Source organism: Empedobacter brevis NBRC 14943 = ATCC 43319 (genome assembly GCF_000382425.1).
GTDB classification, from domain to species: domain Bacteria; phylum Bacteroidota; class Bacteroidia; order Flavobacteriales; family Weeksellaceae; genus Empedobacter; species Empedobacter brevis.
Map to the genome: position 1 here is coordinate 98,378 of NZ_KB908291.1, position 20,286 is coordinate 118,663.

A 20,286-nucleotide genomic window follows, 5' to 3' on the forward strand; every position below is an offset into this window, starting at 1 on the left:
AGATGAATAAACGATTAAAAAATATAATGTGGGGAGGCCTATTTTCAATACTGTCTTTTTCAAACTTGTTTGCTGCAGAAAACCAATCTGATGTTAGTTTCTTTAGTGAGAATAATACCAGTTCAACGAATCCGGGAGGACACGATTCTGATGACGATCCGGTAGATACAACTCCTATAGATTCATACACTGTAGTGTTGTTAATGTTGGCAATTATTGCGGGTTATTATGGAAGAAACAAATTAATAAAAAGTAACCATTAAAGTTTGTAAACGAAAAACGTGATGTTATTTAATTAACCATGCCTGAGATACTTCTCAGGCATTTTTTATTTTACAAAATACTATATGAGCTGATAGGTTGCAACTCTTTTGCTAAACAAGTACTCTTTGTCATTCGCTTTCTTTGTGAAGTTTTTTTTTGAGCCTAGCTATATTGTTGATGGGGTGAAGTGTCTGAATAAAAAATATGAAAATCCCTCTTATATAAGAGGGATTTAGAGGTTTATTTTTAAAATATTAAATGAGTTTAATTTATAGAAATCTAAATTAATTTAGAATAAATAAAAATAAATTAAAAATTTCGATTACATTTGCTTTATTAATTATTAGACTAATTCTAAATAATAAAACAAAGACAAATGAAGAGGCGCTTTTTTCTACTAAGCTTACTTACTACAATTACTCTATACGCACAAGAAAATGATTCTATTTCATCTCAACCTACAATTGATTTGGAGCAGACCGTTATTTCCGGGCAATACAATGCCCAATCGGTTAAGAAATCTATTTACGAAGTAAAAGTGATTTCACAGGAAATGATAGAACGACAAGCAGGAAACACATTGGCTGATGTATTGAATCAAACATTGAACATGAATATTATTCCAAGTTCTTCTACCGGAAAATCTACAGTCAAGATGTTTGGTCTGGATGCTCAATATTTTAAGATTTTAGTGGATAATATTCCATTAATTAATGACGAAGGTTTAGGGAATAATACAGATTTGACACAAATAAACCTGGATGATATTCAACAGATAGAAATTGTAGAAGGAGCAATGGGAGTGGAATATGGCGCAAATTCTATCGCCGGAGTAATCAACATTATCACCAAAAAAGGAGGAAAGAATAAATTTGATATTTCAGCTACTTTACAAGAAGAAACAATTGGTGACGAATACAATTGGAAAAATAAAGGAAGACACATACAATCCTTGAAAATCGGACATAAATTTTCGGATAGAATCTATGCTAATTTAAGTTTTTCACGTAATGATTTTCAGGGATTTTTTGATCAAAAACAAGGCAAGAATTATCCGAATAATAATGGATTAAGAGGTTACGAATGGTTGCCGAAAGAACAAAATGCGACGAAAGCATTTGTACAGTATAAAAAAGATAATTACCGCTTGTTCTATAAATTCGAATATTTCAACGAAGAAACAAAATTTTTTGATCCTAATCCTAAAGAAATAAAGAACACACCAACAGATACATATGATTATTTTGGAAAAGATCGAGTATTTACAACAGACCGTATCTATAATCACTTAAATGCTTCGGGACGATTTAAGAAAGCGATTAATTATGATGTGTCTTTTTCATATCAAGAGCAAAAGAGAAAGGTAAAAGAATATGATTATGAGATTTTAAAAGGGATTGAAGATAATGTCAATAAATTCGAATATGAAAGTCGTAAAGTATACTATTCGAAAGGTATGTTCAGTAATTTTATCAATAAAAATGAATTCTTCGATTTTCAATTTGGTTATGAAATCGACCAAACCAAGGGATTTGCTTCTCCGGCATCAGGGGAATTCATCAAAAACCCAATTGAGAGAAAATTAGGTACCTACGATTTTTTTGCTTCTTCTGAAATTAATTTCAATGATAAACTTTCGTTTCGTCCGGGAGCACGTGTAATGTTTTCGGAGCAGTTTGATACACAATATGTGATGAGTTTGAGTGCAAAATATTTATTTGGTAAAGAGTGGGAGTTACGTGCTATAGTTGGAACCTCACCTCGTTTACCTAACTACGATGAAATGTATTCTTATTTTGTAGATGTGAATCATGATGTACAAGGAAATGAGAATTTGAATCCGGAAAAAGGTGTTTCTGCTTTCTTACACCTTAAAAAGAATTGGAAAATTGAACCTCATACAACGATTGAACAAAAAGTGTCGTTATGGAAAATTAATATGAAAGATAAAATTGGTTTGATTATTATTCAAGAAAGTCCTCAAAAAAATCAATATAGAAATATTGATAACTATGATGTACAGGGTTTTACGTATTTAAATCAATTTAATATAGGTCAATTTTCCGGAGGTGTTGGATTTACGTTAACAGGAATTAAACAAGATATTGATCAAATAGAGAGAGTAAATACAGTTAAAAATAAGTATTTCTATACAGCGCAAGTCAATACAAACATATCATATAGTGTACCAAAAACAAGTACAATTTTCTCTGTTTTTTATAAATACAATGGAGAAGAAGAACAATTTGTTCCGAAAAAAAATCCTTCTAACCCAATAGAGCAGATTTTGGTGAAAGGAAAGCGGGAGGCTTTTCATTGGATGGATGCATCAATAAAACAAAGTTTTTGGAATAAAAAGTTTGATTTGACGATTGGAGCTCGAAATTTATTTGATGTAAAAAGGCTAAACACAAGCTCTTCTAATGATGGAGCACACTCTACAGGATCTACAAGTATTTTATATGGATATGGGCGTTCATATTTTGCAAAACTAACGTTCAATTTAGGAATTAATTAATCAAAAAACATGAAAAAAATATTTATTTATACCTTATTGTTTAGTCTTTCGTTTTTATGGTCGTGTAATGAAGATAGTCATCCTATTGGACAAGATTTTGTGGTGGCTTTTAAACATCCAAGCATTGATTTTAGTAAGATTGATAATGAAGAAACGATTCAATTAATTTATTCTAAAGTTGCAGAGCAGGATGGTCAAATTCATATTAAAATAACCGAAGATAAAGCTACTTATAATGTAGATTATTCTACTTCTGTTGCTGTTACAAATCACGAAATTATTCTTCCGATAAAAAAAGGAGAAACATCAACAAGTTTTACATTTAAAAATTTGATTTATCCATTTGATCGTTCAGATAAATTAATTCAATTTGAGATTACGAAAATCGATTATCCTGAATCGATTATTCAAGGAAATACGTCAACTAAAATTTCTTTTGAAGTTTCAATTGGTGGATCTATGGATCCTGAAATAGGAGGACCTAATCAACCTTATCAAGTTTTTATAGACTTAAGTAAAGATACACAAACAAAAGTAAAAAGAGATTCGTGGGATTTAGGTTTTTATAATGGAACTTATTTTCGTGTAGAATTAAATTCTTCAATTTATATGGCGGTAAAAGCATTGGATGAAACAGATCTATCAAAAGTAACAAAAGCCTCTGTAGGAAATCTAATCAATGAAGTTGCAGTAGGAACATTTGTCGATTCAAATAAAGAGTATATCGATCATCCTGCAGGTGATATTTTGCAAACGGCGATTGCCGAGATAAAAGAAACAGATAATCCTGTTTATCTCCTGAATATGGGATACGAAGTCGGAACAGCAACGCCGGCAGCTGGTTCTGCAGCTGTTGCGGGAAATCCGCGTGGTTGGAAAAAAGTGAAATTTATCAAGAGAGACGAGCATTATGTGATGCAATATGCGAATCTGGATGAAACAACCTATCAGGAGAAAGTGATTTCGAAAAATACGACACATAACTTTGTTCACTTCAGTTTTACGACAAATGATATTGTCAATGTAGAACCTCCAAAATTAGAATGGGACTTAAACTTTACCGTTTTTACGAATCTTATCGAAGGGAATGGATCATATGGTTATTCGGATTTTGTTGTGAATAATTTAAAAGCTGGTGCAAAAGCATATCGTGTTGATGTAACGGATAAAATTACGTACGAAACTTTTAACGAATCAATGATTGATGAATCAAAATTTATGAATGATCAACGTGCAATTGGAGATTCTTGGCGGCAAGTCACAAAACCTCAAAAATTATTTGCAGATCGATTTTATATCATAAAAGACGCAGAAAATAATTACTACAAAATAAAAATGTTGGCTTTTCTTACTGCTTCTGACGTGAGAGGTTATCCAAAATTTGAATATAAACTTATAAAATAAACATACTCATTATTAGTGATTAGAATTTGTCAGTCTGAGAATAAATGGATCAGAATAAAATGTCTCAGATTGACGGTTCTAATTCCAATTAAACAATTAAAAATTATTATATCATGAAAAACAAGTTTACACTTTTAGCAACTATTCTGTTGACTTCTGTCGCTGTTAATGCGCAAACAATAAAAGGTGAAGTCGCAATGGGAGCAGGTTATGCAAATGATGTGTATTACGGATTGGCAAATCAATCTACTCAAGCAGTAAATAGAAGTGATTGGGATATTGCATTTTACCGTAAATCGAATATGTCTACAGGAATTAGGGTAAATGATGGGGCAGGAGTGCAGGTATATGAAGCTTCGAATGATATTTCAACATGGAATGCGGTGAATATTGATCACCTTTCTTCTTGGACACCTTTATACAACTCAGATAAAGATTGGCAAGAAGGTGCTTTTAATAACGGTTCGGCTCCTTATGGTTGGGGAAATTATAATATTGCCAATCATTATGTAAACGGTTCTATTATTTTTGTTTTAGAATATACAACAGGAGAATATGTGAAATTAAAAATAGATAATTTAGCGGCGCCTTTAGGAGAATATAATTTTACCTATTCTAAATTGGTAAATGGCGTATGGTCAGAAGATAAAAAAGTAAATCTTGCACATAAAACCAATCCAAATAATTTATTCAATTATTATAGTTTATTAGCTGATAAAGCTGTAAACCCGGAACCGGAACAAAGCAAATGGGATTTAATATTTACAAAATATATTACACCTATAACAACGAATGATGGTGATGTTGTGATGTATACTGTAACAGGAGTTTTACAAAGCGATTTGGTAAAAGTTGCGAAAACTGATTCAGGAAATCCAGCTGATGATAAAGCTTATACAGCAGATATTAATACCATAGGATATGATTGGAAAGCATATAATTTCGGATCTGGATCTTATACAATAACACCAACGAATCATTTCATCAAAAATACATCTACAAATCAAATTTATAAATTAGTTTTCAAAACATTTGAAGGTACATCAACAGGAAAAATAACGTTTGATTACGAAAATGTAACAGCTAATTTAGGAACAACAGAATTATCAAAAACAAAATTTGAGATTTATACAAATTCTTCTCAACCAAAAACAATCAACTTAGTGTACAATTCGCAAGACGCGAAGTCATCTCCATTGAATATTCAGGTTTATTCGATGAATGGACAATTGGTACACCAGGAAACATATCAACCAACATCTTCATTTACAAATAAATCAATTCAGTTATCTAAACTTCCTGCAGGAATTTACATCGTAAAAGTACAGAATGCAGATAAAGTGGAAACGAAAAAAATAGTTTTGCAATAAAGTTTTGAGTACTTTATTTGTCTCTTTGTGGAGGGTCGTCTTTTTTAGACGACCTTTTTTATTTCAAAAGATTCAACATATAACAAAAATTCCCGATTAATAGAAAGAATTAATCGGGAAGATATTTAGTGTGATATATAAATTGGTTGGATTTTCAGCTTAAAAATATTTAATTTAAACCAGCTACAATCTCGCGCCATTCTTCTAATTCAGGAATGCCGGGCTTTCTTTTTCCAAAGAATTGTACAATGATTTCTCCTTTATCATTAAAAACTTCAATAGCTGTTACAATTCCATCTTCAGTTGGTTTTCTCACGATCCAAGTAGAAGCAATTTTATCCATATCCAAATGCATATTAAAATCCGGATCGAGGATATTGAACCAGTTTTCATGCCACATGGTACGTTTTACTTCACCTGTATGAATTTGTATATTCCCTTTATTACCGGTGAAAACCATAATTGGTGTTTGTGTTTCTGCAGATTTTTCTAACAATTGAACAATTGCTTCTTTAGAAATTTGTTTTGCATGGTAATCTGTAGGAGCTAAACGTAATGCTTGCGTACGTGTTACGCCATATTTGCGTAGCATGGTAAAGAAATTGTGAGTGTCTTTTAAATCGATCCAAGCTTGACGAAATCCTTCTACATCAATTTCTTCGTCCGCCTTTTCTGTTACATTATTCTCAACCATTTCCGTTGTCGGAATTGTTTGTTGATCGTCGTTTTTATATTTCTCCACCAAAGCATCAAATGCATCAACATTACTTTGTGGTACTAAGTATATTTTGTGAATAGCCTCTCCGTCTTTTCCAAAAAACTGCAAACTTTTGCGCTCTCCGTGTTCAGATGGTTCAGTTACTGCAAAAGCCGTTTTCCAATGGTTTAGGAAAATGCGCATATCAATGTCTTCACCAACAAATAACTGAGCGTGAGGAGAAGAAAAATCTCCATTCAGGTAAACCCCTTTTCGTTCGTGTACACATTCGTTATTACGAGTAAGAGCCATCACTTTTCCAAACGATTCAATTTCTTGTAAAATTGCAGCAAATTCAGGTTTTAATCTTGTTACATGATCTCCTAACTGAGTTGCTAAAAGTTCCATTTCGCTTACTCCTAATTCTTTTGCAGCATTGCGAATTCTAATTTTGGGTTGACTTGCTTTCAAGTCGTCCCATTGTTTTTTTAAATCTGTAATAGTATTCATTGTAATTGTTTTTTTACCAAATAAAATAAGTGGTTTCTGGTCGATTGGGTTTTTACAAATTGTACAAGGAAATCGGTAAATTTTGGAAATGATTTCGGGTTGAAAAACTTTTTCCGGGCTATCCTGGTAAACAATCTTTCCCTTGTTCATCAAAATAACTTCATCCGCAAATTGTGATGCCAGATTAAGGTCATGCATAACCAAAATCACTAAATTTCCTTTTTGTTTGAATTCATTTAAAATTTCTAACAAATTAAATTGATGAGAAATGTCTAAATTATTCAAAGGTTCGTCTAATAATAGTAGTTTTCGATTGACTTCATTTTCCAGCTGCGTAAAAACACGGGCCAAATGTACCCGTTGTTTTTCACCACCGGAAAGATGAACGTAATCCCTGTCTTTTAAATGGTTGATATCGGTTTTAGTCATCCAATATTCAACCGAATCGATGTCTTTTTGTTGAGGTGCGTTTTGGAAATAAGGATAACGGCCCATTAAGACCACTTCTTTTACAGATAATGGAATATCTGTCGGTTGATGTTGCGAGAATTTTGCTTTATGTTGAGGCAGATCTTCTTTTTTCCAATTTTTTAATGCAATGTCTTTTAATCGAATCAAATTTTCGTTGGGATCAATTTCATTTGCGATGTAACTCAGTAAAGAAGATTTTCCGGCTCCGTTTGGACCAACGATTGCAATCATCTTACCTGCTTTGGCATCAAATGAAACGGTCTCTAAAATCTTGAATGATTTGTATTGATAATTTATATTTTCTACAGTTAACATTACAATGATTTTTTATAATTCATTAAAATTGAAATAAACACAGGTGCTCCCATTAATGAAGTTAAAATTCCAATTGGAATTTCAGATGGGGAAACCAAAGTACGACTGATTGTATCTGCAACGATAACCAATATTGCGCCTAAGAATGCAGATAGAGGAAGAATAATGACATAATTTGATTTGAAGATTAACCGTAAAATATATGGAACGATTAATCCTACAAAACCAATTGTTCCGGTGAAAGAAACAATCGTTCCTACCAATAAAGCTGAAAAAACAATAATTTGTCTTTTTGTTTTTTCAACATTAATACCCAGATGCTCAGCATCTTTTTCGCCTAACATCATCGCGTTCAATGTTTTTCCTTTTCCGATTAAAAAGAAAAAACTGACGCTGATAACTATTCCCAAAATTAAGATTTTGTCCCAGTTGGCACTTGCAATACTACCTAATGTCCAAAATGTTAAGTTACGTAGTTCTTCTTCTGTTGATAGATAAGTCAAAAGGCCTGTTGCAGAACCACAAAGAGCAGATATTGCAACGCCGGATAACAGTAAAATGGTAATGTTTGTTTTTTGATGGTGTGAAGAAATTCTGTAAACAAAAACAGTTGAACACATTGCACCTACAAATGCCATCAAACTAAGTAATGAGTAATGAATGAGTTCCGGGACAAAATCTTTAATATATCCTCCTAAGACAATTGTAATTGCCGCAAACAAAATACTTCCCGATGTAATTCCAATCAAATCCGGAGATGCCAAAGGATTTTTGAAGATTCCTTGTAAACATGTTCCGGCTACAGCTAAACCAGAGCCAACTAAAATAGACAGAATGATTCGAGGTAATCTCAATTCGAAAAGGACGTAATAATCACTGTCATTGATGGCGGTTCTATTGGTAAAAGCTTTATTGATAATGGAAAGGATGGATTCGTTAAATTGATAAACACCTAAAAATAAAGCCATAATAGCTATACTTAAGATGCTTAAACTTAACACTGAAAGATGTATTCTAATTTGCGGATACATATTATTTTAAGTCTTTATTTTATTTATTGTTGAAGTAGTTGGTTTAATTGTACAGCAGCCTGCCCTACACGAGGCCCAAAACCAGAAACTAGCTGTCCATCCATTGCAATTATTTTTTTGTTTTTACCGGCATTTGTTGACGCAACACCTTCTAATTTTAGGACACCGTCAATTCCTCCCATGCTTTCCAAGCCTTTGTCAAACATTAAAATATAATCAGGATTTCCTTTTACAACTGCTTCAGGAGTTAATGGTTTAAAATCTTCAAATTCCGTTATCGCATTTTGTCCTCCGGCAATTCCAATGATTTTTTCCATCGGTGTATTGGTTCCGGCAACCATTAAGTTTCCTGCTCCTCGGGCATAAATGAATAGAACTTTTGGTTTTGTAGCTAAAGGTTTTAAAGCTTTTAAATCTGTATCAATTTTTGTATTGATTGCTTCAAAATCTTGTTTGTTTAATGAAGTTGCGATTGTTTTTACCAATTCTTTTGTGCCGTCAATAGAATAATCTTGTTTAATAATTTCTGTCTGAATACCTGCATTTTTTAACTGGGCAATTTGTTCCGGATTCAAATCTTTATCTGTTGCATAAACTTTTGTTGGTTTCAAAGCCAATAAAGCTTCAATTGATAAAGAACGCACATGTCCCAAATCTTCTGCTTTTTCTTTTACAGAAGCAGGATAAGTACTTGTTACATCCACACCAACCAGATTGTTTTGTTCTCCCAAATCCGCTAAAACTTCTGTAATTGCGCCATTTAAAGAAACAATTTTTTCATTGGATGTTGTTGATTCAGTTTTTACATCATCTGAGTTTTCAGCTTTTGCGTCCTTATTATTACAACTTGCAAGTAATGCTAAGATTGCAGTAGAAATAAATAGTTTTTTCATTATTATTTGTATTAAGTCTAAATTAAAGCACAAATATTGCGAAAAAGATTCAGTTGAGCAATTTTTATTTAGATTAATTTTAAATAAAATAATGTAGATTTTGATCGAAAGGATTAGAATAGGATAATTCTTTTTTCAATTTTAAAATTGATAATAATCATACCATATTAAAGAAAATCATCTTTCCAACCTTAAGATAAATTTCTAAATTAGTTATTTGATATTTAAACAATCAATGATACAAATAGCTATAATTAGTGACATTCATGGAAATATAGTGGCATTGAATGAGGTGCTTGCAGACATTAAGAAAAAAAATATTTCTCATGTATATTGTTTAGGAGATTTGGTCGATTTTGCACCTTGGAGTAACGAAGTCATTTCATTTTTTCGAAACAATAGAATTCCTTGTATTCTTGGAAATCATGACGAGCGAATCGCATTTGATTTGCCTATAATTCCATTAACTCATCATGATGATGATGAAACGGAAAACCGGATTCAAGCAATCAATCATAGTAAACAGCATGTTATTTCAGAACATAAAGAGTGGTTGTCAACGCTTCCTTATCAGTTAGAATTAGTATACAAGATAGGTAAATCCTATCAAAAAATTTTGTTGGTTCATGCTAGTCTTCACAGCAATGATGAATATGTTTATGAATCTGATGAAAAAAGAGAAATGTATTCGAAATTAAAAGAAAAAGCGATAAATGTTCTGGTGATGGGGCATACGCATCAATCTTACATTCAACAAATTTCGGATGTACTTTTTGTAAATAGCGGCTCTGTGGGAAGAAGTAAAGAAGAGGACAGAAAGGCCACGTATTGTGTTCTGACTTTGAATGAACATAAGGTGAATGCAGAAATTGTTAAGGTAGATTATCCGGTACAAGAAGTTATTTCAGCTATTTACGCAAGTGAAATTCCTGATTTTTATGGTGATTTTTTAGCGAAAGATTTTAATTTATAATGATGAGAAAGGTCATTCTGTAAAAGTTGGTCGTAACGTCATAAGAGAAAGTACTTCCTTACTTGAAGTACGTTCTCTTATTAATTTGATTTATGAATAGATTGTTTAAAAAATATAAGCAAAACCTGCATTTCCATAAATTGAATACATTTTGAATGAAATGGCTTCAAAATTCTTTTTAAATATTTGTTTGTGCCCCATTGTTGCATCTAAAAAAATGCTGAAGTTACTCTTTATTTTGAATTCAGTTCCTAGCTGACTTCCCCATTGAAAAGGACTTAGGTTATCGGAAAAATCATATAATCCTTTTGCTGTGTTTTCGAATGTTGTTGGTTCGCCGATCGGACTGCCTTCTCTAAAAGTACCATCATAAATATAGCCGGAAAACGATTTATCGATCAAACCGGAAAAATAAAATCCTCCATAAAAATTCCAATTGTTAGAGGCATTCCAAACGAATAAAACAGGAACAGAAATATAGGCATTGTCCATTTCTGTAATCACATGTCCTGTAAAGAAACCTTTTGTCTGAGCACCTGTATCGTCTTGTATTTGGGTATAATAGTTTTTTACTTTTGCTTGCGTTTTCATTCCACGGCCTTCCATATATAAGCCAACACGAATTCCATACTTTTGTTTATCGTTGAGCCATTTTGTTGCGTTTATTCCAATTCCCAGTTGTAAAGTCGGATTATAGCTTTCGATTTTTCTAATTTCTGCTGGGATACCTATAGGTGAAGCTCCTCCGATACTAAATTGAGCTCTTGCTTGGTAGTCTACATTCTTTTTAAAAAAGGAAGTTTTATTTTGTTCTAAATTATCTATTTCCTGCGCAAAACTGATGAGAAAAGAATTGAATGTTAAAACAATGATAGTTATTTTTTTATATTTTTTTTTCATGGTTTTAGTTGTAAATTAATTCTAATTTGTCAACGATTAATGTACTTCCGATAGCACCCGTAAAATAAGCTCCATCAATACTTGAAGACATTACAATTGCCAAGACATATTCTTTAGAGGGATCGTATTTTTTGCCTTCAACTAATTTAAAAGGAAAATTGATTTCTCTCCAATTTGAAGTTTCCAAGCGATCAGCTGCGGAAACTCTTGCAATGGCAACATTTCTCGGATCTTTGAAATTGTGATCGCCATATAAATAGTTTTCTTTTGCTTGAGATTCGAAAATAATCGCATAAATATCAAATGTATCGACTGCTCCGGGAATTGGGTTGAAGTCTTGGTTTCTTACTTCTTTACCGGCTTTGTATTTATAGTATGTACGGACAGATTTTGGTAATTCTCCTGAATATGGTAATCCAAATTTTGTTGATTTTAGTGTATTAAACAGATTTGTTTTGAAACTTCCTAAAAATAAATTTCCTGCCGCGATTGGATTTCCGGTTGCTGCTGCAAAACTACTTGTATAAACTGTTTGCATTTTGGCTGCATAACCACCGGATCTTCCTTCTGCAACAGTTGTTGGATATTCGTCAGGTGTTTTATCTCCGGCAACTGTTACATAACCGGAATTTCCAGTTGCCCAATCATATATTTTATCTCCATTAGAACCAATGGTATAAAAACGATAATACCTGTCTTTATCTGTTAATTCAGCTTGATTAAAAGAATAAGACGTACTCAATTCATCAATATTGAAACTTATGGTATATACTTTTTTCCAACGTTTATCCTGAGCTGTTACGACGGCAGTCTGAGTGGTCGTATAATCGCGAAGAGTTCCATTAACCGGATCAATAGTTGCGTTTGGTGATAAAATGAATACAGGAGCTTGATTTTTTAGATCAATATTAGATTTCACTCTGAATTCGATAGAATTATTTGTAATAATTGGATCAGTTTTCAAATATTGAGGAGGAATATAAGCTTCGAGAATGTCTGCATTTGTATCCAATTCTTCTTCTTGTATACAAGAAGAGAGCATAAAAGGTAGAAGGAAAAAAACTAAAATAGTATCCTTTTTTATCATTGTTTTTGAATTGAATAGTTAAAATTAATGAAAAAGAAATTCAATATGTTGATTATTTACTTTCATATAGCCTTGCGTTTTCTCTGTTATCAAACAAATCTATAAAATAGTCAATATATCATATGGTTTTATTAGAAAAATTTTAAGCTTTCGTCGTACCTTGGGAAAATAAACGAACATATTTATGAAAATTAAGTCATTATTAACACTTTTTCTTCTCTCGACCACATTTACTTTTGCACAAACAAAACAAATTTTAATTGAAAATGTTAGAATTTTAGATCATCAAACAAAATCACTTACTTCACCTATGAATGTATTGGTTTCGGGGCAAAAAATTCAGAAAATTAGTACATCTGCTATTTCAACAAATGGACCAGATGTTGTAAAAATTAATGGAGGAGGAAAAACATTGATGCCGGGCTTAATTGATGTGCATGTTCATATGGTATTTGGTTCTTTAACAATGGCGCAAATGATGTCGCCTGAAATGTCTGAAGAATTGTTGATGAGTAAAGTAGGAGAAGCTTCTCAAAAAATGCTGATGCGTGGATTTACAAGTGTTCGCGATGCAGGAGGACCAATTTTTCCTTTGAAATTAGCCATTGATAAAGGTAAAGTTTCCGGGCCACGTATCTGGCCTTCTGGAGCAACAATTAGTCAGACTGCCGGACATGGAGATTTTAGAACACCGGACGAGCGATCTCGTCGTTTTTTTGGAAAACCTTCTCGTGCCGAGTTATTAGGTGCAACTTTCATTGCAGACGGCAGGGATGAGGTATTAACAGCAACAAGAGAAAATTTGCGCTTCGGAGCGAGCCAAATCAAATTGATGGCTGGTGGCGGGACCTCTTCTGCATATGATCCGATTGATGTTACTCAATATACTTTTGATGAAATGAAAGCTGCTGTGGATGCTGCAGAAGATTGGGGAACGTACGTAATGGTGCATGCTTATACACCAAGAGCAGTACAACGTGCTGTAGAAGCCGGTGTAAAGTCAATTGAACATGGTCAGATGCTGGATGAAGAAACGTTGAAATTATTAGCACAGAAAAATGTTTGGTTAAGCTTACAAAACTTAATGGATAATAATGACAATATGGATGCGCAACGTAAAGAAAAGCGTAAACCGGTATTGGATGGTCAGGACAAAGTATGGCCATTGGCGAAAAAATTAGGAGTTAAATTGGCCTGGGGAACGGATTTCCTTTTTGAGCCGGAGCTGAACGATGAACAAAATAGTTATATTTTGCGTCTTCAAAAATGGTTTACAAACGCCGAAATTTTAAAAATGATTACACAAGATAACGGTGAATTGTTACAACTTTCAGGTTTACGTAGCCCATATCCGGGAAAATTGGGAGTAATTGAAGAACAAGCACTGGCAGATTTGTTATTGGTAGATGGAAACCCTTTAAAAGATTTGTCTCTAATTGCAAATCCTGAAAAAAACTTTTTAGTTATTATAAAAGATGGCCAGATTTATAAAAATACAATCAAAACTAAAAAATAAGATTTAGACGATTTAATTTTATCTTTTCTAAATCAATCAATAAAAAAGAGGGACCTTTTTGTTATCCTCTTTTTTATTTCCTACAAGATTTTAGTAGTATTTAATATCGTATGCAAAATTAGGAATGTTAAAATAGAATAGTGCGATGTATTGTAAAACCAACAAAAAAATCTCATTGTGAAGATGATACGAAATAAAGCTTAGAAAACCTCACCTTTACTATGAAGTTTTTTTCAAGCAATACTTTTAAGACTAGTGTTCTTCTATAAATAGAGGCTTTGTGGCATTTTTTCCAAAAAAGGTCATAAGGATGATACATAGGAATAAGAAGTAGAGAGAATAGTTCCATGTTGAATTTACATCATATAGTTTTCCAAAAATAGGAGGGCCAAAAGCAGCAATTAAATAACCGATAGATTGTGCCATCCCCGAAATTTTTATTGTTCCGGCCATCGTCTTACTTCTCAATGAGAAAAATAGAATAGAAAGGCTAAAAGCAAAACCTCCGGCTATTCCAATTAATATGGCACTGATATAGCTGTATTTAGCTTTAAAAAAAATAAACATAGAAATTCCCAGTATGTACAAAACAGAAGTGATGTAAATCATGACTTTGGGATTGTTCATTTTAGTTGCTAAAACAGGACTAAATAACATAGCTGGTAGCATAGCAAGTTGTAAAACTGAAAATACCCAACCGGCCTCTGTTTTTGTCATTCCATAATCAATAAGTAAAGTGGGTAATAAGGCAACCAGGCAATAATAAACTAAGGATTGAATTCCCATAAATATACTAATATTCCAGGCTTGTTTAGAGCGAAATATATTGAATTGAACATGATTTACATGATTTGTTTGAGGTTGTGTAGAAGTTTTGTTCTTTAATGTATCAACTAGGATGATAAAAAGAGCAAGAATTCCACCAATTATCCAGATGCCTAAAGAGCCTTTCCAACCTGCGTTTGACCATTTTCCAATTGCTATACTCAACCCAGAGGCAAAGGCTGCAACTAAACTCATTGATACAGAAAAAAGACCGGTCATGAGACCTATTTTATGAGGAAAAATATCTTTTATATATGCAGGAGTCAATACATTTCCTATGCAGATTCCTAAGCCCATTAATAAGGAGCCGGCATATAAAGTGGTTACATTACCATAAATGCGGATATATAAACCAATGATTAAGATAAGTAATGAATAAATGATTCCGTGTCGAATATTTATTTTTTGTACTGCTTTACTAACCAATATAGAGCAGGCTGCAAAGACGATAAGTGGAATTGATGTAAGTAAACTGGCTTGAAAATTATCTATTTTTAATACTGATTTTATTTCGTCTAAAATAGGGCTTACAGCTGTGATAGGTGCACGTAAATTAGCCGAAATAAATATGATTACTCCTATTCCAATCCATATATTCTTATTGTTTAATTGTTTTTTCTCCATGTTATGATGATTTAATTTCAATAACAAAATTAATCATGTCGTTTTTATTAATTTTGCCAAAAACTATATGTAAAACGACAGTTGAATGTAGAAATATGAAAGAAAAAATTGGAGAATACTCAGACCGCATAGCAACTAACACTTACGTATGGTATGAAAAGAAATGGCAACATGATGAAAAAGAACATTCGCATGATTATTTCCAGTTGAACTATGTAGAGGAAGGTTATCAATACTTCCATATTGAGCAAAAAATATACTTAGTTCCTCAAAACCATGTAATTTGGATTCCTGCAAATAAAAAACACCATACAACATCGGATGCAGAAACAGTTAATCCTATGCTTATTTTGTTTAAAAAAGTTTTGAAACAAGATTTTTTCAATTCAATTCATGTCTTTGTTGCACCGCCTGTGCTTAAAGAAATGATGCTGTATGCGTCCAAATGGAATAAATATTTGGTTGAAGAAAAGGAGCAAAGTGTTTTCTTGAAAGCGATGCTTTGCAGTTTACCTTACTTTTGTGATGAAAATTATAGTTTGCAATTACCAGTTCTTGTTGATACACGATTAATTCCTGTCAGCGAATATATGAACCATCATTATTCTAGTCATTTTAATCTGGATGAATTAGCTGAAAAGGCAAATATGTCTGTCCGAAATTTACAACGTATATTCAAACAGGAAACAGGAATTACACTTCAAAAATATATGCAATTAATCCGAATCTTAAAAAGCATTGAATTAATTGATACCAATCATTTTACATTAAGCGAAATTGCCTATAAAGTGGGATACAAAAGTTTATCTGCTTTTACCGCGTCGTATTTCACAGTTACAAAATCAAAACCTAAGTTGAAAAAGTAAGAAGAAATTTAAATTCTTGGTACATTTACTTACAACCAAAAACACGAGAATGATGGATATACCATACAATATATATTATAAAACGATTGTTCCTGAAGATGAGATTAAAGCGACTTTACTCATCGTGCACGGCATGCAAGAACATTGTGGACGATACGAAGCTTTCGCTGAATATTTAGCGAATAAAGGAATTTTAGTTTTGTTGTATGATCATTTGGGACATGGAAGAACGGCAAAAAATGAAGAGGATTATAGTTTTTTTAGTTTAGAAAATCCAAAAGAAAAATTGATTGAAAATACTAAAATTATGGCAAAATGGGTAGAAGAGCAATATCCTTCAATTCCCCATTTTATTTTAGGACATTCAATGGGTTCATTTGTGACGCGTTGTTTACTTCAAGAAGGTGGAAACCATTTTGATGGTGCAATAATTATGGGAACAGGAGGAAGGGTTCCGGGAATTAAATTATTGGAAAGTTTTTTATGTGTTTTGAACAAAATAGCTCCACATAAACGAAGTAAATTGCTCAATACTATTTTTTCGAAATCAAACAACAGACATTTTAAAGAGGAAGAAAATATTCAAGAAACAAATTGGCTTAGTTTAGATGAATCAAATCGATTCGCTTTTTTAAAGGACCCTCTTTGTGGAATTCCTTTCACTGTAAATGGTTTTTATACATTAATTCATCTGAATATACAAGCAACGAAAAAGAATTGGACAGAAGGTATTCCGAAATCTTTGCCAATTCATTTTGTAAGTGGAGCAGAGGATCCGATAGGAAATTTTGGAACAGGAGTTAAACAGTGTTTCTATGATTTAAAAGAGAATGGATTTCAACATGTGACGATGAAATTATATCCCAATATGAGACATGAAATATTAAACGAATCCATTAAAGATAAAGTATTTGAAGAGATAGCAGATTGGTTGTTTGAAATTATTAATCAGAAAAAGAACTTAATCAAATCATATCATGAATAAGGTGAGATCAAAATAAAACATGCTTCATTTTAAACTTATGAAGCATGTTTTGATTGCTGTTATTCTCCTAAAAGAACACCGGAAACATTCCAGTAACTAAAACTATTTCCTTCTGGTCTTCCTTGTGGAATTTTTACTTGTATCGTATGTTTTCCCGCTTTTAAATCACCCAAATGAATAAAAAATGGAGTGGTAATGGTGCCTGGACACCAATTAGAGCGACTGTAATCTGAAGAAGATAAACCATTGTCAAAATTTCCTGAAGCAGGGTTATAAGTACGGTACGAACCGCAGTCTTGACGCCATGGAATGATATTAAATACGTTTTGTCCGTCAAGGAATATACTATTTTCTTTTGGCACAAATTCGTCACCGTTTTCCCAACCACCATGTCCGGTTGTTATAAAACGTAATTTAGCATTATTGTAATCTTCTTTCAACGAAAATTCTAGTGTAAATCCATTTGGGTTTTCAAACAAAGAAGGATATTCCTGCCCGGCCATTTCCATTACATTTGCAGTATTAAAAACAGGTTGAACTTTTTTACTCGGAATAGTAGTCGAATTTGAAGGATGTACAGAAATATTAGCAGAAATTATATGACCTCCTTGGTCGTAATTTCCAATAAAGAAACCGATTAACACTTCTTGATTTGATAATAAATGTTGGAATTCTGTAATTTCTTGGCGATACTTTGCTTCAGTTTGCCATGTTTGATTTTTTAATTGAATATGATTGAATTTATTGATTCCGAATGGGGTGAAAAATCTCATAAATTCTATCGTTGGTGAATAATTCTCCGTCCAAAAGTAACCTTGGTATTTTTTTCCATTCGAACCTGTATAAACGGGTAATTGATTAATTCCTTTTTGTAAAGCATCCATAAACGTGATTTTAGAATGTTGAGGAATCAAAAATACAGAGCCGGTTCTGTCATAAGCATCTCCATTTGATTGCTGCGTAACATTTAAAAATAATTGGCTCCCTTCTTTTATGTACGGAAGTTTAATTTTTCTGACAACTACAGTTCCGTTTGCAAAACGATAAATCGAATCGTTAGAAGAAAAGTGATTGCTGAAATTAATTTGCTGATTTGATAAAAGAGGAATATCAACGAACTTACTTTTCCAAATGACATCTTTATAGGTCAATAAATCAACAGGTTTTTGTTGTAATTCTTTGCTGATAAATTCACTTGGAACAGGCTCTTTTTGACGTTCAATTTTCGAAGCGCGAACCGTCATATTGTTATTACGCGTAAATTCTAAAACAAATCCTAAATTCATTCCGACCATTGTAGGTGAAGCATTAATATCCATATTGTCGACGAACCAAACATCGATGGTATTCGAATTAATAGTTGTTGTTGCTTTTTTACAGCGTAAACCCAGAATTCGTTTTGTTTCTTTCGAAATTGTAAAAACAGATTTATTAAATGAAACCGAATCATTTGAGATGATCGAATGGATGGAATCGAATTGAGTAATCAATGAAATAACAGACGGATTGGTTTTGGTGTAATAAAACATTTCGTCAGGATAGGTAGCGGTAGCAGCAAAACTTTGCTGTTTTCCAATAATGGTTTCTTTTGTATTTGCAATGACTTGTATAGGATTACTTTCCGCTACTTTTTTCCCATTCGAAAAACGTTCATACGTAATTTTATACGTTTCTTGCGCATTCAAAACAATGGCTTGAATACAAAAAATAAAGAATACAATAGATTTCAATTTCATGTGTGATAAAAATAAATAGGTTTACAAAAGAATTGTAAACCTATAAAATTATCTGATTTTATGAAAAATAATCTTACACAAATGCATTAATTCCCGTTATATCTGCACCAGTTATCAATAAATGAACATCATGCGTTCCCTCGTAAGTGATAACGGACTCTAAATTCGCCGCATGTCTCATCATTGGAAAATCTCCAACAATTCCCATAGCACCAATTATTTGACGGGATTCTCGGGCTATATCCAAGGCCATTTTAACATTATTGCGTTTAGCCATTGAGATTTGTTCAGAAGTTGCTTTGTTTTCATTTTTTAATGTTCCTAATCGCCAACACAACAATTGTGCTTTTGTAATCTCTGTAATAAATTCAGCTAATTTTTTTTGTTGCAATTGATAAGAAGCAATGGGCTTTCCAAATTGTGTACGTTCTAATGAATATTTCAAGGCAGAATCATAACAATCGATTGCAGCACCAATTACCCCCCAAGAAATGCCATAACGAGCAGAATTTAAACAGGATAAAGGACCGCGTAAACTTTTAACTTCCGGTAGAATTTGACTTTCTTCGATTTTTACATTCTCAAAAACCAATTCTCCTGTTTTAGAAGCTCTTAACGACCATTTATTTAATGTCTCTGGTGTAGAGAAGCCTTGCATTTCACGTTCTACGATGACACCTCGTATTTTCCCTTCTTCATCTCTTGCCCAAACAACAGCAATGTCACAAATAGGTGAGTTGGTAATCCACATTTTTGCTCCATTCAACAAATAATGATCACCATTTTTTGTTAAACGTGTTTCCATTCCTCCCGGATTTGATCCGTGATTAGGTTCTGTTAACCCAAAACTTCCAACAAATTCTCCTGTAGCTAATTTGGGTAAATATTTACGCTTTTGCTCTTCAGAACCGAACGTATAAATTGGATACATAACCAATGAAGATTGAACAGAAGCAGCCGAGCGAACAGCAGAATCTCCGCGCTCTAACTCTTGCATAATCAATCCATACGACATTTGGTCTAATCCTGCTCCTCCATATTCTTCAGGAATATAAGGACCTAATGCTCCAATGGCTCCTAATTTTTTCATCAAGCCCGGAATGTCTTTATGATGTTGTGCAGCATCATCTATAACAGGTTTTATTTCGTTGTCCACAAAATCTCGAACAGATTGACGAATTAACTTGTGCTCATCTGTCAATAAATCATCAATCTTAAAATAATCTGTAGTTGAATTCATTTTATGCGGTTTTATTTTATTAAAACTAACGATTATTCATTAAATTAAAAATTATTATGAA

At 32.7% G+C, this 20,286-nt stretch carries 16 protein-coding genes and 1 pseudogene; 8 read left to right on the forward strand and 9 right to left on the reverse strand.

The annotated features are described in order from the left end of the window. Positions 1–2: 2 nt before the first annotated feature. From H277_RS0100490 to H277_RS0100505, 4 genes are all read left to right on the forward strand, one after another. Positions 3–263 carry a hypothetical protein gene (locus H277_RS0100490; protein ID WP_026357320.1) on the forward strand — a complete coding sequence of 87 codons (261 nt, stop codon included), beginning with the start codon at positions 3–5 and terminating at the stop codon, positions 261–263. 377 nt (positions 264–640) lie between these two features. Then, a complete protein-coding gene (locus H277_RS0100495; RefSeq protein ID WP_019973594.1) occupies positions 641–2,782 on the forward strand; it encodes a TonB-dependent receptor plug domain-containing protein in 2,142 nt (713 codons plus the stop codon). Positions 2,783–2,791: 9 nt separating this feature from the next. Further along, positions 2,792–4,186: an HmuY family protein gene (locus H277_RS0100500; RefSeq protein ID WP_019973595.1), complete on the forward strand. Its 1,395-nt coding sequence runs from the start codon at positions 2,792–2,794 to the stop codon at positions 4,184–4,186. 113 nt (positions 4,187–4,299) lie between these two features. Continuing rightward, complete coding sequence (locus H277_RS0100505) at positions 4,300–5,556, forward strand: T9SS type A sorting domain-containing protein (RefSeq protein ID WP_019973596.1); 1,257 nt, start codon at positions 4,300–4,302, stop codon at positions 5,554–5,556. Between the two features lie 169 nt (positions 5,557–5,725). Here the strand turns inward: H277_RS0100505 and H277_RS0100510 are convergent, their stop codons facing one another. The 4 genes and pseudogenes from H277_RS0100510 to H277_RS0100520 all read right to left on the reverse strand — a co-directional run bounded on the left by H277_RS0100510 (position 5,726) and on the right by H277_RS0100520 (position 9,473). Then, positions 5,726–6,763, reverse strand: a complete 1,038-nt coding sequence (locus H277_RS0100510) for a hemin-degrading factor (protein WP_026357321.1) — start codon at positions 6,761–6,763, stop codon at positions 5,726–5,728. Positions 6,764–6,844: 81 nt separating this feature from the next. Continuing rightward, positions 6,845–7,549 (reverse strand): annotated as a pseudogene (locus H277_RS19885) (heme ABC transporter ATP-binding protein); the annotation flags it as partial. Continuing rightward, positions 7,549–8,580 (reverse strand): FecCD family ABC transporter permease, encoded by a 1,032-nt coding sequence (locus H277_RS0100515; RefSeq protein ID WP_026357322.1) that lies wholly within the window; start codon positions 8,578–8,580, stop codon positions 7,549–7,551. The gene H277_RS0100515 and the pseudogene H277_RS19885, both read right to left, overlap by 1 nt. Positions 8,581–8,603: 23 nt before the next feature. Beyond that, complete coding sequence (locus H277_RS0100520; protein WP_019973599.1) at positions 8,604–9,473, reverse strand: heme/hemin ABC transporter substrate-binding protein; 870 nt, start codon at positions 9,471–9,473, stop codon at positions 8,604–8,606. 235 nt (positions 9,474–9,708) lie between these two features. On the opposite strand from H277_RS0100520, the gene H277_RS0100525 reads away from it, so the two are divergent. Next, entirely contained in the window at positions 9,709–10,446 is a 738-nt protein-coding gene (locus tag H277_RS0100525; RefSeq protein ID WP_019973600.1) for a metallophosphoesterase family protein, read from the forward strand. 105 nt (positions 10,447–10,551) lie between these two features. Here the strand turns inward: H277_RS0100525 and H277_RS0100530 are convergent, their stop codons facing one another. Together H277_RS0100530 and H277_RS0100535 are read right to left on the reverse strand one after the other, a co-directional pair. Further along, positions 10,552–11,346 (reverse strand): outer membrane beta-barrel protein, encoded by a 795-nt coding sequence (locus H277_RS0100530; RefSeq protein WP_019973601.1) that lies wholly within the window; start codon positions 11,344–11,346, stop codon positions 10,552–10,554. A gap of 4 nt (positions 11,347–11,350) precedes the next feature. Further along, entirely contained in the window at positions 11,351–12,433 is a 1,083-nt protein-coding gene (locus H277_RS0100535; protein WP_019973602.1) for a PCMD domain-containing protein, read from the reverse strand. Between the two features lie 184 nt (positions 12,434–12,617). On the opposite strand from H277_RS0100535, the gene H277_RS0100540 reads away from it, so the two are divergent. Then, the gene (locus H277_RS0100540) at positions 12,618–13,949 is read left to right on the forward strand and encodes a metal-dependent hydrolase family protein (protein ID WP_019973603.1); all 1,332 of its coding nucleotides are present in this window, start codon (positions 12,618–12,620) and stop codon (positions 13,947–13,949) included. A gap of 252 nt (positions 13,950–14,201) precedes the next feature. On the opposite strand, the gene H277_RS0100545 is transcribed toward H277_RS0100540, so the two are convergent. Then, positions 14,202–15,398 (reverse strand): CynX/NimT family MFS transporter, encoded by a 1,197-nt coding sequence (locus H277_RS0100545; protein ID WP_019973604.1) that lies wholly within the window; start codon positions 15,396–15,398, stop codon positions 14,202–14,204. A gap of 95 nt (positions 15,399–15,493) precedes the next feature. Here H277_RS0100545 and H277_RS0100550 point away from each other — a divergent pair, with 95 nt between their 5' ends. Both H277_RS0100550 and H277_RS0100555 read left to right on the forward strand, forming a co-directional pair. Beyond that, positions 15,494–16,264 carry a helix-turn-helix domain-containing protein gene (locus H277_RS0100550; protein ID WP_033422511.1) on the forward strand — a complete coding sequence of 257 codons (771 nt, stop codon included), beginning with the start codon at positions 15,494–15,496 and terminating at the stop codon, positions 16,262–16,264. A 49-nt stretch (positions 16,265–16,313) separates the two neighbouring features. Beyond that, positions 16,314–17,249, forward strand: a complete 936-nt coding sequence (locus H277_RS0100555) for an alpha/beta fold hydrolase (RefSeq protein WP_019973606.1) — start codon at positions 16,314–16,316, stop codon at positions 17,247–17,249. A gap of 59 nt (positions 17,250–17,308) precedes the next feature. Here H277_RS0100555 and H277_RS0100560 read toward each other — a convergent pair whose 3' ends face one another. Together H277_RS0100560 and H277_RS0100565 are read right to left on the reverse strand one after the other, a co-directional pair. Then, positions 17,309–18,985 (reverse strand): PNGase F N-terminal domain-containing protein, encoded by a 1,677-nt coding sequence (locus H277_RS0100560; RefSeq protein ID WP_019973607.1) that lies wholly within the window; start codon positions 18,983–18,985, stop codon positions 17,309–17,311. A 73-nt stretch (positions 18,986–19,058) separates the two neighbouring features. Beyond that, a complete protein-coding gene (locus H277_RS0100565; protein WP_019973608.1) occupies positions 19,059–20,225 on the reverse strand; it encodes an acyl-CoA dehydrogenase family protein in 1,167 nt (388 codons plus the stop codon). Between the last annotated feature and the right edge of the window lie 61 nt (positions 20,226–20,286).

Coding starts and splice junctions, on each gene's coding strand:
- H277_RS0100525 (WP_019973600.1), top strand. CDS start 9,709: ATGATACAAATAGCTATAATTAGTGACATTCATGGAAATATAGTGGCA.
- H277_RS0100535 (WP_019973602.1), bottom strand. CDS start 12,433: ATGATAAAAAAGGATACTATTTTAGTTTTTTTCCTTCTACCTTTTATG.
- H277_RS0100515 (WP_026357322.1), bottom strand. CDS start 8,580: ATGTATCCGCAAATTAGAATACATCTTTCAGTGTTAAGTTTAAGCATC.
- H277_RS0100520 (WP_019973599.1), bottom strand. CDS start 9,473: ATGAAAAAACTATTTATTTCTACTGCAATCTTAGCATTACTTGCAAGT.
- H277_RS0100495 (WP_019973594.1), top strand. CDS start 641: ATGAAGAGGCGCTTTTTTCTACTAAGCTTACTTACTACAATTACTCTA.
- H277_RS0100560 (WP_019973607.1), bottom strand. CDS start 18,985: ATGAAATTGAAATCTATTGTATTCTTTATTTTTTGTATTCAAGCCATT.
- H277_RS0100550 (WP_033422511.1), top strand. CDS start 15,494: ATGAAAGAAAAAATTGGAGAATACTCAGACCGCATAGCAACTAACACT.
- H277_RS0100510 (WP_026357321.1), bottom strand. CDS start 6,763: ATGAATACTATTACAGATTTAAAAAAACAATGGGACGACTTGAAAGCA.
- H277_RS0100565 (WP_019973608.1), bottom strand. CDS start 20,225: ATGAATTCAACTACAGATTATTTTAAGATTGATGATTTATTGACAGAT.
- H277_RS0100555 (WP_019973606.1), top strand. CDS start 16,314: ATGATGGATATACCATACAATATATATTATAAAACGATTGTTCCTGAA.
- H277_RS0100500 (WP_019973595.1), top strand. CDS start 2,792: ATGAAAAAAATATTTATTTATACCTTATTGTTTAGTCTTTCGTTTTTA.
- H277_RS0100505 (WP_019973596.1), top strand. CDS start 4,300: ATGAAAAACAAGTTTACACTTTTAGCAACTATTCTGTTGACTTCTGTC.
- H277_RS0100530 (WP_019973601.1), bottom strand. CDS start 11,346: ATGAAAAAAAAATATAAAAAAATAACTATCATTGTTTTAACATTCAAT.
- H277_RS0100490 (WP_026357320.1), top strand. CDS start 3: ATGAATAAACGATTAAAAAATATAATGTGGGGAGGCCTATTTTCAATA.
- H277_RS0100540 (WP_019973603.1), top strand. CDS start 12,618: ATGAAAATTAAGTCATTATTAACACTTTTTCTTCTCTCGACCACATTT.
- H277_RS0100545 (WP_019973604.1), bottom strand. CDS start 15,398: ATGGAGAAAAAACAATTAAACAATAAGAATATATGGATTGGAATAGGA.